General features: G+C 66.1%; 15 protein-coding genes. 7 read left to right on the forward strand and 8 right to left on the reverse strand.

The genetic code is table 11. The features are described 5' to 3' along the window. Nucleotide 1 precedes the first annotated feature (1 nt). The 3 genes from LOM8899_RS04660 to LOM8899_RS04670 all read right to left on the reverse strand — a co-directional run bounded on the left by LOM8899_RS04660 (nucleotide 2) and on the right by LOM8899_RS04670 (nucleotide 2,949). Nucleotides 2–1,477 carry an efflux RND transporter periplasmic adaptor subunit gene (locus LOM8899_RS04660; RefSeq protein WP_093990949.1) on the reverse strand — a complete coding sequence of 492 codons (1,476 nt, stop codon included), beginning with the start codon at nucleotides 1,475–1,477 and terminating at the stop codon, nucleotides 2–4. Nucleotides 1,478–1,606: 129 nt separating this feature from the next. Beyond that, nucleotides 1,607–2,149: a molybdenum cofactor biosynthesis protein B gene (gene moaB, locus LOM8899_RS04665; protein ID WP_093990950.1), complete on the reverse strand. Its 543-nt coding sequence runs from the start codon at nucleotides 2,147–2,149 to the stop codon at nucleotides 1,607–1,609. Beyond that, a complete protein-coding gene (locus LOM8899_RS04670; RefSeq protein WP_093990951.1) occupies nucleotides 2,146–2,949 on the reverse strand; it encodes a uracil-DNA glycosylase in 804 nt (267 codons plus the stop codon). The genes moaB and LOM8899_RS04670 overlap by 4 nt, the downstream gene beginning before the upstream one ends. A 237-nt stretch (nucleotides 2,950–3,186) precedes the next feature. Between LOM8899_RS04670 and LOM8899_RS04675 the strand changes: the two genes are divergently transcribed. From LOM8899_RS04675 to plsY, 6 genes are all read left to right on the forward strand, one after another. After that, the gene (locus tag LOM8899_RS04675; protein ID WP_093990952.1) at nucleotides 3,187–4,155 is read left to right on the forward strand and encodes an aspartate carbamoyltransferase catalytic subunit; all 969 of its coding nucleotides are present in this window, start codon (nucleotides 3,187–3,189) and stop codon (nucleotides 4,153–4,155) included. 306 nt (nucleotides 4,156–4,461) lie between these two features. Continuing rightward, nucleotides 4,462–5,136 (forward strand): MarC family protein, encoded by a 675-nt coding sequence (locus LOM8899_RS04680; RefSeq protein WP_093990953.1) that lies wholly within the window; start codon nucleotides 4,462–4,464, stop codon nucleotides 5,134–5,136. A gap of 144 nt (nucleotides 5,137–5,280) precedes the next feature. Next, complete coding sequence (locus tag LOM8899_RS04685) at nucleotides 5,281–5,877, forward strand: hypothetical protein (protein WP_093990954.1); 597 nt, start codon at nucleotides 5,281–5,283, stop codon at nucleotides 5,875–5,877. After that, complete coding sequence (locus tag LOM8899_RS04690; RefSeq protein ID WP_093990955.1) at nucleotides 5,874–6,443, forward strand: hypothetical protein; 570 nt, start codon at nucleotides 5,874–5,876, stop codon at nucleotides 6,441–6,443. The genes LOM8899_RS04685 and LOM8899_RS04690 overlap by 4 nt, the downstream gene beginning before the upstream one ends. 135 nt (nucleotides 6,444–6,578) lie before the next feature. Continuing rightward, entirely contained in the window at nucleotides 6,579–7,868 is a 1,290-nt protein-coding gene (gene pyrC, locus LOM8899_RS04695) for a dihydroorotase (RefSeq protein ID WP_093990956.1), read from the forward strand. Then, nucleotides 7,868–8,476 carry a glycerol-3-phosphate 1-O-acyltransferase PlsY gene (plsY, locus tag LOM8899_RS04700; protein WP_093991418.1) on the forward strand — a complete coding sequence of 203 codons (609 nt, stop codon included), beginning with the start codon at nucleotides 7,868–7,870 and terminating at the stop codon, nucleotides 8,474–8,476. The genes pyrC and plsY overlap by 1 nt, the downstream gene beginning before the upstream one ends. Nucleotides 8,477–8,573: 97 nt before the next feature. On the opposite strand, the gene LOM8899_RS04705 is transcribed toward plsY, so the two are convergent. From LOM8899_RS04705 to LOM8899_RS04725, 5 genes are all read right to left on the reverse strand, one after another. Then, complete coding sequence (locus LOM8899_RS04705) at nucleotides 8,574–9,008, reverse strand: hypothetical protein (RefSeq protein ID WP_133064975.1); 435 nt, start codon at nucleotides 9,006–9,008, stop codon at nucleotides 8,574–8,576. Nucleotides 9,009–9,141: 133 nt separating this feature from the next. Next, nucleotides 9,142–10,512, reverse strand: coding sequence for a glutamate--cysteine ligase (locus LOM8899_RS04710; protein WP_093990958.1), 1,371 nt, complete (start codon nucleotides 10,510–10,512; stop codon nucleotides 9,142–9,144). Nucleotides 10,513–10,616: 104 nt separating this feature from the next. Continuing rightward, nucleotides 10,617–11,138: a hypothetical protein gene (locus tag LOM8899_RS04715; protein ID WP_093990959.1), complete on the reverse strand. Its 522-nt coding sequence runs from the start codon at nucleotides 11,136–11,138 to the stop codon at nucleotides 10,617–10,619. Next, nucleotides 11,131–11,982 (reverse strand): GNAT family N-acetyltransferase, encoded by an 852-nt coding sequence (locus LOM8899_RS04720; RefSeq protein WP_133064976.1) that lies wholly within the window; start codon nucleotides 11,980–11,982, stop codon nucleotides 11,131–11,133. Before LOM8899_RS04720 ends, LOM8899_RS04715 begins: the two co-directional genes overlap by 8 nt. Next, a complete protein-coding gene (locus tag LOM8899_RS04725; protein WP_093991419.1) occupies nucleotides 11,979–12,698 on the reverse strand; it encodes a 16S rRNA (uracil(1498)-N(3))-methyltransferase in 720 nt (239 codons plus the stop codon). The genes LOM8899_RS04720 and LOM8899_RS04725 overlap by 4 nt, the downstream gene beginning before the upstream one ends. Nucleotides 12,699–12,710: 12 nt before the next feature. Between LOM8899_RS04725 and ubiA the strand changes: the two genes are divergently transcribed. Next, entirely contained in the window at nucleotides 12,711–13,682 is a 972-nt protein-coding gene (ubiA, locus tag LOM8899_RS04730) for a 4-hydroxybenzoate octaprenyltransferase (RefSeq protein WP_093990961.1), read from the forward strand. The last annotated feature ends 10 nt before the right edge of the window (nucleotides 13,683–13,692 follow it).

The raw sequence follows: 13,692 nt of genomic DNA on the forward strand, positions 1-13,692 counted from the left end.
GTCAGCTCCCCATCCGGCTTTCGATGTTCTCGACGATCTCGGCGGGCACCTCGGGCTGCTCGAGCTGGCTCAGGATGCGGGATTTGGCCTCGGCGGGCATCCGGGAATTGCCCTCGACAAAAGCGACGAGGCGGGCGCGGCGATCATCGTCCAGCGCGATCATCGCCGGCGGCGGGGGTGGTTCGCCTCGGGCCGATGCGGCCAGATCGGCGGGGGAAATCGGGCGGACCCGGATACCGGCCCCCAACAGCGGCGTGCGAGCGGCGACCACCTGCGCGCCCGCAAGATCGGGGGCGCGGATCAGCACGTCGTCGCCTTGGCGGGCGATCAGCTCGACCTCGGCGCTGCGCAAACGCTCGCCCTCGCCCACGACCAGCACGGTCATATCAGAGGCCAGCGCCGTCGCAGGGATCAGGGCCACCCCGTCCATCGGCGGCTGCTCGACGGCGACGGTCACGAAATCGCCCGGCCGAAAGCCGGGGGCATCGGTGATCGAGGCAAAGATCAGGCGACCGGTCTGGCCCTCGCCCACCGTCGCACTGTCACGCGAAATCTGGCCGCTCGCGGTCAGATCGACACCGGCGACATCCAGATTGACGGCAACGGGCAGACCCTGCAGGCGGCCATCGGGGCCGATCAGGCTGGAATACTGGGCGGTCGACACGCGGAACGACACCTCCAGCGCCGAGGGGTCGATCAACTGGGCGACCTGCTCGTTGCCGGTGACGCGCCCGCCTTCGGCCACGCCCACGGCGGTCAGGGTGCCGTCGAACGCGGCCAGGATGGTCGTGCCGTCCAAGGTGCGCTGCGCTTCGGCCAGATCGATGCGGACGCGGGCGGTGCGGGTCGCGGCCTGATCGATCTGGGCCTCTGCCTGCGTGACGGCCTGACGGCGGGACAGCACCGTCTGCTCGGCGGTCGAGGCGGCCAGCTCCGCGGCCTCGATCTCGGGGGCCGTGCCGATCCCGCGCGACTGCAAATCGCGCTGACGCTGCAATGCGGTTGCACGCAAGGCGGCCTGCGCCTCCGAGGCGGACAGCTCGTCGCGGGCCAGTTGCAAGGCGCGCTCGGCATCACGCTCCGCGGCCAGAGCATCCTGCAAATCGGCCTCGACACGGGCGAGAGCGGATTCGGCATCCGCCGGGTCGATCTGCAACAGCATCTCGCCCTGGGTCACGCGACCGCCTTCGACAAAGTTCTCGCCGACCGCGATCACCGTGCCGCCCACCGCGGCGCGAAGATCCACCGTGCGGCGGGACTGCACCTCGCCAAACACGTTGAGAACCGGCGAAATCCGCTGCGGCTCCACCGTCGCCACATTGACCGCGATCACCGTCTCGCGCTGGGGAAAGCTGCGCGGCTCGGCGTTCATCCGGGCCTGAACAGCGCCGAACACGAGGCTGCCCGCATAGGCCAGAAGGCCCAGCGTCAAGGACATCAGGAATACGCCGGTCAGAATGCGTCGAACGAAACTCATTGTGCAAATCCCGAAGGTTACAGTGACGGATCGTCACCAAGCAAAGGCTGGAATTCTTGGCCATCCAATGGTGATACGCAAGAACCACGCATTTCCGTCAAAAATATCTGACTTTTTTCGAACGAACGATCATTTTCGCCGCAAATGCTCGTCGAGACGCGGCATTATTTCCACGAAATTGCAGGGCTTGTGCCGGTAATCCAGCTGTTTGACCAAAATTTCATCCCAGGCATCGCGGCAGGCCGAGGGGCTGCCGGGCAGCGCGAACAGATAGGTGCCCTCCGCCACGCCGCCGGTCGCCCGGCTCTGCACTGCGCTGGTGCCGATCTTGGCCATGCTGACATGGGTGAACACCGTGCCGAAGGCGTCGATTTCCTTCTCATAGACATCGCGGTGCGCCTCGACGGTCACGTCGCGGCCGGTCAGGCCGGTGCCTCCGGTCGAGATCACAACGTCGACCTCCGGGTCGGCGCACCAATTGCGCAGGGCGGCGGCGATGGCGGCCCGGTCGTCCTGAATGATGGCACGGCTGGCAAGGATATGGCCGGCCGCCTGCAACCGCTCGACAAGCGTATCGCCGGAACGGTCGTCGTTTTCGGTGCGGGTGTCGCTGACCGTCAGCACCGCAATCCGAACGGGAACAAAGGCGCGCGGCTCGTCGGCGTCGGTCATGTCGAGGCTCCAGTCATCAGGCGGGATTTCAGGGCCAGCAGATCAGCCCAAGCCTCGCGCTTGGCCAGCGGCTGGCGCAGCAGGTAGGCGGGGTGAAACATCGGCAGGACGGGGATGCCGAGAGCCTCGGTCCATTGGCCGCGGATGCGGGTGATGCCGGTGCGGCCCAGAATGGCCTGACAGGGGGTGTTGCCCATCAGCACGAGGATGTCGGGCTTGGCCAGCGCGACGTGGCGCTCCAGAAACGGCAGCATCATCGCGATTTCGGCAGGCTCCGGGGTGCGGTTGCCCGGTGGGCGCCACGGCAGGACGTTGGTGATATAGACGGCATCCTCCGGGCGGGCGGCGTCGCGCGCCATGCCGATGGCGGCGAGCATCCGGTCCAGAAGCTGACCGGCCTGCCCGACGAACGGGCGGCCGATGCGGTCCTCCTCGCGGCCCGGAGCCTCGCCGACGATCATCAGACGGGCCTCGGCCTGACCGTCGGCAAAGACCATGGAACGGGCGCCCTTCTGCAGCTCACAATGCGGAAATGCCGCAATCGCCGCCGCGAGGGCCGGCAGATCCTGCGCAGCATCGGCCATCAGGCGGGCCTCGGCCACCGGATCAGGGCCAGCAGCAGAAACCGGACTCTCGGGAACAGCCTCCGCCGCACCGGGCATCGCAGGCACCGGTGGCGGGGGCTTGGCCTCCAAGGCATAGCGGTCGACCGGGGCGTCGAGGATGGCCTCATCCGCTCCACAGTCGATCTGCCACTGCAACAGCGCCCGCAGGCTGTAGGGGTCTGTCTCCGATTCCATGAGGAACAGTCTACCGCGCAACATCGGGAATGGGCAGAGGGCGCGGCGACAGTGCAGGGCGAAATCGGCCGGGACGGCGCAGACCGACCGGCACCGCGGTGCGAAAACCGGCGGCAGCCCGCAAAATCAGCGGCCCAAGACCACGCCACGACCCGGCGCCGCCTTGCCCGCCGGGCGGCAGCTTCCTATAACCGAACGAACCCGTTCCACCAGCCAACCCGAACCCAAGGACACCTCATGCCCTACCGCGCCATGCACCTCTTGGGGATCGAACCGCTGCACCCCACAGAGATCACGACCCTGCTCGATCTGGCCGACCGCTACGCCGACGAAAACCGGCGCGGGATCGCGCATCGGGACGTGCTCGAAGGGATGACGCAGATCAACATGTTCTTCGAAAACTCAACGCGGACGCAGGCGAGCTTCGAACTGGCGGGCAAACGGCTGGGGGCGGACGTCATGTCGATGGCGATGCAGGCCAGCTCGATCAAGAAGGGCGAAACGCTGATCGACACCGCGCTCACGCTCAACGCCATGCGGCCCGACATTCTGGTCGTGCGGCACCCGCAGTCGGGGGCGGTCGATCTGCTGGCACAAAAGGTCAATTGCACCGTGCTCAACGCCGGCGACGGGCGGCACGAACACCCCACGCAAGCACTCTTGGACGCTCTGACCATCCGGCGTGAGAAAGGGCGGCTGCACCGGCTCACCGTAGCGATCTGCGGCGACATCGCGCACAGCCGGGTCGCACGGTCCAACATCATGCTCTTGGGCAAGATGGAAAACCGGATCCGGCTGATCGCACCACCCACACTCATGCCGTCAGGGATCGCCGATTTCGGCTGCGAAGTCTTTGACGACATGGAAAAGGGGCTCGAAGGGGCGGACGTGGTGATGATGCTCCGGCTGCAAAAGGAACGGATGGACGGTGGGTTCATCCCCTCCGAGCGGGAGTATTACCACCGCTACGGGCTCGACGCCGAGAAGCTGAGCTACGCCAAGGACGACGCCATCGTGATGCATCCCGGGCCGATGAACCGGGGCGTCGAGATCGACGGCACCATCGCAGACGACATCAACCGGTCGGTGATCCAGACGCAGGTCGAAATGGGCGTCGCCGTGCGGATGGCCGCGATGGACCTGTTGGCGCGGAACCTCCGGGCCAAGCGCGGGCAAGAGGCCGCAGCCCGCGAGGTCATGGCATGAGCCAAGACCCGAAAGACCCGCGGATGAGCGGCCGGATCGCCATGGTGGCGCTTCTGGTGTGCTTTGCGCTGGTGGCGGTGATGGTGGTGATCGCCGGATAGGCGGACCATGCCCAAACCGCCCGAATTGCGGGCGGGTCGGGCGATCCACGGCCAGCATCGCGAGGCAAAGGCATTCTACGCCCTTGCGCCAACGGCAATGTGATGGAGAGCGGTGCAAACACCGGCGCGGGCCATTGTCGCGGCTCCCAGCCGGCGATATGAAACAGCGCCTTTCAGGGCACTCAAACGGGATCGGAGACGGCACTTGACCCTCGACTGGACAGCACTCATCCGCGAATTCGTGACCCTGATCGTGGTGATCGATCCGGTCGGAACGATTCCGGTCTACCTGTTCGCCGTGCAATCGGTGCCGCAACGGCTGCACCGGAACTTCGCCATGCGGGCGGTGGCGATTGCAACGGTCGTGCTGCTGGCCTTCCTCGTGGCCGGGCAATACCTGCTTGAAACGCTCGGGCTGCGGCTCGGTTCGTTTCAGATCGCGGGCGGGATCGTGTTGTTCCTCTTTGCGATGACGATGATCTTTGGCGATTCAAAGCCTGAGCGCGAGATCGAAGAAGCCAACCGGGATCACCTCGCCGGGGCGGTGTTCCCGCTGGCGATGCCGTCGATTGCCTCGCCGGGGGCGATGCTGGCGATCGTCGTGCTGACCGACAACCACACCGAATCGCTGGCCGATCAGGCGATCACCGCCGCGATGCTCGTCGTCGTCCTGTTCCTGACGCTGCTGCTCCTGCTGGCGGCCAGCGTGGTGCACAGGGTCATCGGAAACACCGGGGCCAGCGTGATCAGCCGGGTCATGGGGATCGTGCTGGCGACCATCGCGATCGACGCCATCCTCGGCGGGCTCGACGCGCTCGGCGTGCTGGAGGTCGCGCCCCCCGAATCGATGAGCCCCCTGCTGGACGGAGACCCGATCTAGCGCGACAGCGCCGCCAGAGGTCAGGCTTGCCCGACTTGACCTCGCCCTGCCGCCCGCTCAAGATCGCAGGCATTACCCCGTTGCGTGACGGGCCGCGCCAAGAAAGCGTGCCCGCAAAATGATTTGCGTCTCAAAGTGATTTACATGGCCGACCGGCTCGACCTGACCAAATATCTCCACCCCGACGAAACCCTGCTCTGGCAGGGCCGGCCCGACGCGACAGGGCGGGCCACGCCGTCGGTCAGGACCATCAAGGCCGCTGGCTGGGTGATGGCGGTCTGCTTTGCGTTCTTTGCGCTGATGGCATGGGTCAACCGGGCGGAAATGGCCGGAAGCTGGGGCATCATGGGCACGTTTCTGGGCCTCTCGGGGCTGCTGAGCGTGGTGTTCCTGGTCTTCTACCCGTGGCTCGGGCGGGCGGCGCTGACGCACACCCGGTTCGGGGTCAGCTCCAGCCACGCGATCATCCTGCGGGGGGTCTGGCGGACAGAACTGCTGCGCTACCCGGTCGATCGCAAGGCAGACATCACAGCCAAGGGCGGCTCCGTCGCCTTCAGCAGCTGGATCGAGACTGCGGACCGGAACGGCAACGGGCTGAAAGAGCGCAAAAGGCACGCCATCGGCTTTGGCGGACTGACGGCAACAGAGGCCGAAGCCGCCGCCAAGGCGCTGCGCACAATCAAGGGCAAGGCCAGCGGACCAATGAGCCTCACCCACAATCCGAAAAGGACAGCAGCATGAGCACTCCGGGCTGGGAAGGCATCCTCGACGACGACGAAACGATCCTCTGGCAAGGGCAGCCGGTGGGCGGGATCGACTGGTCGGCGCTGATCGACGTGCAGACGGTTTTCGGGCTGTTTTTCACCGGCTTTGCCATGTTCTGGGTGAGCATGACGGCCGACATGACGCAGGACATCGGCAACGCCCCTGTGATCTTCAAATTCTTCCCGCTGTTCGGGCTGATCTTTGTCGGGATCGGGCTGAACATGGTGATCGGGCGGCACTTCTGGTCTGCCTACCAACGGCACCGGACCTACTACACGCTCACCAACAAGGCGGCCTACATCGCCACGCAGGTTCTGGGCAACCGCAAGCTGAACCGCTACGGATTTTCGGAGATGACGGCGACGACGCTTACCGACAACGATCCGGGCAGCGTCCACTTCGCGGAAAAGCAAACGACCTATACAAGACGGCGCAACGGCAGAACGACAAGCGGCACCTATCGAAGCCCGGTCGGGTTCGAACGGATCAGCGACGCCCGGCAGGTCTACCGGCTGTTGCGAGAGGCGCGGGGCAAGGACTGATCGGGCCGGAGGGCCGGCGCGGCCCCCGCCGGCATTGCCGCCGGGGCGGGATCGGAACCGCCCGACGCACATTTTGGCCGCTGGACGCCTCTGGCGCTGCGGGTTAGGACAGGGCACCTGAACGCCGGGGGCCATATGACCACGATCCTGTTTCACAACGCCCGCCTGATCGATCCCGAAGGCGGCGAGAGCGTCGGCGGGCTGATCGTCCAGAACGGCGCGATCTTGCGGCGGCTCGGCCCGGACGAGGACGCGGGCGACCTGCCGGGGGCCGAGCGGATCGACTGCCGCGGGCTCTGCCTCGCACCGGGGATCGTCGATATCGGGGTCAAGGTTTCGGAACCGGGCGAACGGCACAAGGAAAGCTTCCGCTCGGCCGGACGCGCCGCAGCGGCAGGCGGGGTCACGACCATCGTCACCCGGCCCGACACCACGCCCGCGATCGACACGCCCGAGGTGCTCGAATTCGTCGCCAGACGGGCTGCGCTCGACAGCCCGGTCAACGTGCTGCCGATGGCGGCACTGACCAAGGGGCGGGACGGTCGCGAGATGACCGAGATCGGCTTTCTCAAGGACGCCGGGGCGGTGGCCTTCACCGATTGCGACCGGGTGGTGACAGACACCAAGATCTTCAGCCGGGCGCTGACCTACGCACGCAGCCTCGACGCGCTGGTGATCGCGCATATCCAAGAGCCGGGGCTTTCGGCCGGGGCCTGCGTGACTTCGGGCAAGTTCGCCTCGCTGCGGGGGCTGCCGGGGGTGTCGCCAATGGCCGAACGGATGGCGCTCGACCGGGACATCGCGCTGATCGAGATGACCGGGGCCGCCTATCACGCCGATCAGGTGACCACCGCCCGCGCGCTGCCGGCGCTGGAGCGGGCCAAGCGCAACGGGCTGAACATCACCGCCGGGGTGAACATCCATCACCTGACGCTGAACGAACTCGACGTCGCCGAGTACCGGACCTTCTTCAAACTGAAACCGCCGCTCAGAGCCGAAGACGACAGGCTCGCCGTGGTCGAGGCGGTGGCGTCGGGGCTGATCGACATCATCTGTTCGATGCACACGCCGCAGGACGAGGAAAGCAAACGGCTGCCCTTCGAAGAGGCCGCCAGCGGCGCGGTCGGGTTGGAGACACTCCTGCCCGCGGCGCTGCGGCTCTATCACGCCGGACAGATGGACCTCGTGCAGCTGTTCCGGGCGATGTCGTTCAATCCGGCGCAGCGACTTGGGCTCGCCTGCGGCACGCTGCGGGTCGGGGCACCCGCCGATCTGGTGCTCTTCGATCCCGACGCGCCCTTCCTGCTCGACCGGAGCACACTGAAATCGAAATCGCGCAACACCCCGTTCGACGGGGCGCGGCTGCAAGGCCGGGTGCGCGGCACATGGGTCGCGGGGAACCGCGTTGACGAGGTGACGACATGATCCCTGCCATCGAACACGGCTTTGCCGTTCTCGCGCTCTGGGCGGTGCTCGGCTACCTGCTGGGGTCGGTGCCGTTCGGGGTGCTGATCACCCGGGCCTTGGGCATGGGCGACGTGCGCAAGATCGGGTCGGGAAACATCGGGGCCACCAACGTGCTGCGGACAGGCAACAAGGGGGCGGCTTTCGCCACGCTCGTGCTCGACGGCGGCAAAGGGGCCGTGGCCGTGTTGATCGCGCGGGCGATGGTGGGCGAAGACGCCGCACAGGTCGCCGCGCTGGCGGCGTTTCTGGGGCATTGCTACCCGGTCTGGCTGCGGTTCAAGGGCGGCAAGGGGGTCGCGACGTTCCTCGGGATCGTGCTGGCGCTGTCGTTTCCGCTCGGTCTGGCGGCCTGTGCCACATGGGCAGCGGTGGCGGCGGTGACGCGGTGGTCGTCGATGGCCGCGCTTCTGGCGGCCGGGTTCACCCCGGTTTGGGCGATGTTCCTCGGACCGGGAGAGGTGATCGTGCTGACGATGGCATTGGCCGTGCTGATCTATGTCAGGCACAGCGCCAACATCGCGCGGCTGCGGGCCGGAACCGAACCCAAGATCGGGCAGAAGGGCTGAGCCCGCGCCCGGACCGCAGGACGGCGTGTGTTGAAAGCCAAGACCGTATTTGGAGCCAAAAGAAGCGAACAGGGAGCACGGTCATCCCGCCCGTCGCTTAGGTGTCGGCCATCATTCTGTTCTTGACGATCTGACGGCCGAGCCCCTTTTGCATGGCCCATTCCATGAAATCGGATGTGCCGACGATCTGTCCCGCAAACGAGAACCCGCGCGCCTCGAAGGCCGCGGCCGCCGTCAAGGCACCCCCCTTGAAAAAGCCGTCGTCGGCGATCTGATCCAGCTCCACGGCGGAAATGCCCTTGGTCGCCAATTCCTGCCTGAGCGTCTTCAGGAATGCGCTGACCTGATGCAGATCGGATTTCCAGGTCGGAAGGTCGAAGTCACCCTGTTTCAGGGTCGCCATCGCCGCCGCCCGGGCCTCGTCATACAGGCGCCGGGTCCGCCGCATATCCGCCAGTTTCGCACGGGTGAAGCCTCGGACCAGCGGATAGACAACAAGAAGCCCCAGAATCAGTAGTAAACCGGCAAACATCGAAAAACCCTCCGCAATCACGCGGGCATACCGACCGCGCCGAATGGCGAAAGTGAGGCAAAGCCTCAGCCGCGGATGGCCAATCGTCGGCTAGTCGTATTACGTGCCTGCCGAGATGAAGGCCGGCCGCCGATCAGTAGCTGTACTCATCGTAGATCCGGTCCAGATCTCCCGCCCATTTGCCGTTGTAGGCGTCCAGCAACTCGTCGGCCGGGGCCTTCCCGGTTTCGACGGTTTCCTTCAGGGCATTCAGGAAATGGGTCTCGTCGGGGATCAGGCCACCGGCACCGGGGCGGGCGCGGGCCTTCAGACCGGCCTCGGAGATGGCGACGCATTCGCGGGCGAGATCGCGCATCTTGAGGCCGCCGACCTCGGCCTGCATCCCGTCCACGGTCGCAGCGACGCGCCACGCCTCGCGGGTCTCGGCGTCCCAGCCCTTGGCCAGATCCCAAGCGGCCTCCAGAGCGGTCTGGTCGTACATCATACCCACCCAGAACGCGGGCAAGGCACAAAGGCGGCGCCATGGGCCGCCATCGGCGCCGCGCATCTCGATGTATTGCTTGACGCGGGCCTCGGGGAACACTGTGGTCAGGTGATCGGCCCAGTCGCTGAGAGTCGGCTTTTCCCCCGGCAGGGCGGGCAATTCGCCGCGCAGGAAATCCCGAAACGACATGCCCAGCGCATCGACATACTTGCCGTCGCGATAGACGAAATACATCGGCACGTCCAAGACCCACTCGGCCCAAGCCTCGAAGCCGAATCCATCCTCGAAGATGAACGGGACGGTGCCGGTGCGGGCGGCATCCAGATCGCGCCAGACGCGGCCGCGCCACGACTTGTGACCATTGGGCTCGCCCTCGAAGAACGGAGAGTTGCCGAACAGGGCATTGGCCACCGGCTGCAAGGCGACGGCTGTGCGCATCTTGAGGACCATGTCGGCCTCGGAGGCGAAATCGAGGTTCACCTGAACGGTGCAGGTGCGGCGCATCATCTGGGTGCCGTGGGTGCCGACACGGCCCATATAGCTGTCCATCAGCTTGTAGCGGCCCTTGGGCATCAGCGGCATCTGCTCGTGGGTCCAGACCGGGGCGGCACCAAGGCCGATAAAGCCGGCACCGATGCCGTCGGCCACGGCCTTCACCTCGTCGAGATGGTGGTTCACCTCGTCGCAGGTCTGGTGAATGCTGTCGAGCGGCGCACCGGACAGCTCCAACTGGCCACCGGGCTCCAGCGAGATATTGGCACCGTCCTTCTTGAGACCGATCAGCTTGTCGGCCTCGCGCACCTCGGACCAGCCGAAACGGTCGCGCAATCCCTCGAGCATCGCCAGAATCGAGCGGGGGCCGTCATAGGGGAGCGGCAGATGGGTGTCCTTGCAATAGCCGAACTTCTCGTGCTCGGTGCCGATCTTCCATTCGGATTTCGGCTTGCAGCCCTTGGCCAGAAACTCGGCCAGTTGGGAATGATGTTCGATCAGGCCACCGCCGGACTGGGGAATAGACATCTGGGGTGCTCCATCTGATCGCAGGTTAGGGGTCAGACCTGTCGTGAAGCGGCGGCGTTGTCAATCGCCACAAAACACACGAGGCCGTGCGCAGGTGCACATTGCTAATGCAGACGCAGGGTGTCCGGGGCGCGGGCCTGCCAGATCAGCACGACAGTCTCCGGCTTTTTGCCAAGAGTTTCCAGCATCCGGTCGGTGCGCAGCCCCGGCAGGCTGGCAAACACGTCGAACAATGCATCGGCACCCTCGGCATTGACGGGAATAGCCAGATGCTCGCCCTGCCCGGTCAGGCGCCAATGGGCGGGACGAGCCGTGCCGTCCAGCTCCAGACGGATGAGGTCGTCCATATCCATGACGCCGCCCGACAGCGGGCCGAAATAGGCCAAGCGGCGCTCGTTGATCTGGACGACGCCGGGGCCGCCACCGCCTTGGGAAAAGCGCAGGCGGCGGAGCGCCACCACGCCCAGCCCCGCCCCGACAACGGCCAAGGCCCAACCGACGATCTGCAACGCCCCAAAGGACGCAAGCCCCCAGCGCAACCCGGTAGCAAGAACCAAAGCGGCAAAGCCCACCTCGCGCCAGCGCCACAGCGCCGCGCGGGCTTCGGGGCGAAGGAACTCAGACATCGGCCCGCTCCGGCTCGGCAAACAGACAAATGGTATAGCGACCGATCAGGCGAAATCCCAAATTCATATAGACGCGGGCGGCATCCTCGCTGGCGGCAAACAGGGTGGCGCGGCCGACGCCGGACTTGCGCATCTCTTCCAGATGCAGGGCCACGGCGCGGCTGGCATAGCCCCGGCGGCGCAGGGCGTGCGGGGTCCAGACGCCGCCGACCTGCACGATATCCGGCAGCATCGAATTGAAGCCCGTCATCGACACCGGGGCACCGTCGACGATCAAGACGCGGTGACTGTCGCGCTCGATCCAATTGTCGATATCGCGGGTGCCGATCTCCTCGGCCTTGGCCGGATCGGTCTTGAGAGCTTCGATCTCATAGCCCACACGCCATTCGATCAACATGTCGCGCGGCGCGGTTTCCAGCTTCTGCAGATGGCCCGGGGTGTCGGGGATCTTCAGATCGGCCATGTCGAGCACCAGTTGCGGCTCGTCGTCGACCATCTGGGTCTTGGCCCCGGCAAGGCCAATGGCGGCCCGCAGCGGGGTCACCTGCTCGGTCGGACCGAGCAACAGGCCAATGGTCTCGCCGTCGACCGCCTTTGCTGCCGCTTCGATCAGATCGGGGGGAAGCTGCGGCATCAAGGTGCCGGCTTCGGTCAGGCCGACGACGCCCGTGACGGCACTGCCCTCCTCCGCGATCCAATAGCGCATCGCATTGCGATGGGCGCGGTCAAAGCCATAGTCGGCAAGGTTTGACAGCAGAAACATCGAGGTCGGCGCGCGCGGCTCCAGATAGTCGAGCAATGCCGCGCGGTCGGCCTCGGTGGCCCGGCGCATGGCCCCACTCATCGCCAGTCTCCATAGGTCGTCTGCCACAGGGTCAGCGCGGCGATGGCGGCGGTATCGGCCCGCAGGATACGGGGGCCGAGGGCCACGCGCTGAACATAGTCCAACCCGGCCAGACGGTCGCGCTCGGCCGGAGAAAAGCCGCCCTCGGGGCCGATCAGCACAGCCCAAGGGCCGACCGATCCGGTCAGCGGGGCAAAGCGGCCCGCCTGTGCCTCGTCGCCCATCATGATCTGACGAAACGAATCCCAGCGATCCAGAACCTTGGCCAGCTTCTGCGGCTCGGCCACTTCGGGGACATAGACCGCACCGCATTGTTCTGCGGCCTCGACGGCATGGGCCTGCAGACGGTCGACGCGGACGCGCTCGGCATTGGTAAAGTCGGTCAGCACCGGCAGGATGCGGGCCACGCCCATCTCGACGGCCTTTTCCACGATGAAATCGGTGCGGGCCTTCTTGATCGGGGCAAACATCAGCCACAGGTCCGGCGGGCCGGTCTGGGGCTTGGTCTGCTCGACGCATTCCAGCATGCCCCGGCGCTTGTTCGCCTCGACGACGCGGGCGTCCCACTCACCGTTCTGGCCGTCGAACACCGACAGCATGGCGCCCTCGGCCAAACGCATGACGCCGAACAGATAATGGGCTTGCGGCTGGCTCAGGGGAACCATTTGCCCCTGACCCAGTGAATGCTCTAGATAAAGTCGAACCTTGGACGCCATGAGGCAGACCATATGACCGGCTTGAACCAGACGCCAGACCAGACCGCTACCGATTCCGTCGCAGATGCGGTCGCAGGAAACTGGGTCGACACAGTCGCGCCCGCGGCCACCCGGCCCTACCTTCGGCTCAGCCGGGCGGACAGGCCGATCGGGACGTGGCTGCTGCTGCTGCCGTGCTGGTGGGGGCTGACGCTGGCGATCGTGCAGACCGACAGCTTCCGGGCCGGCGACCTCTGGATCGGGCTGGGCTGCGCCATCGGGGCCTTCCTGATGCGCGGGGCGGGCTGCACATGGAACGACATCACCGACCGGCACATCGACGGCAGCGTCGCGCGAACACGGTCGCGGCCGATTCCCTCGGGGCAGGTCAGCGTGCGCGGGGCGGTGATCTGGATGGTGGCGCAGGCGCTGCTGGCCTTCTGCATCCTGCTGACGTTCAACGGGGCGGCCATCGCACTGGGGATCGCGGCGCTTCTGCCCGTCGCCGTCTATCCCTTTGCCAAACGGTTCACATGGTGGCCGCAGGTCTTCCTCGGGGTGGCGTTCAACTGGGGGGCGCTGCTGGCCTGGACGGCACACAGCGGCACGCTCGGCTCACCCGCGATCCTGCTCTATGCCTCCGGGATCGCCTGGACGCTGTTCTACGACACGATCTACGCGCATCAGGATACCGAAGACGACGCACTGATCGGAGTGAAATCCACGGCGCGGCTGTTCGGAGAGAACACGGTGCCGTGGCTGCGACGGTTCCTGATGATCTCGGTCGGGCTGATGGGGGTGGCGGTGCTGTTTGCGGCCAAGGACGCGGGACTACTCGCGCTTGTGATCGGGATCGGCGGGCCTTGGGCGCTGGGGATGCATATGATGCTGCAACTGGCGCGATTCGATGCGGACGACAGCGACGGACTCCTGCGGCTGTTCCGTTCAAACCGGAATGCCGGACTGCTGCCTGTGCTGTTTTTCGCCGTCGCCGCCTTCCTTTGATTGAACACCC

The organism is Flavimaricola marinus (assembly GCF_900184895.1).
GTDB classification, from domain to species: domain Bacteria; phylum Pseudomonadota; class Alphaproteobacteria; order Rhodobacterales; family Rhodobacteraceae; genus Flavimaricola; species Flavimaricola marinus.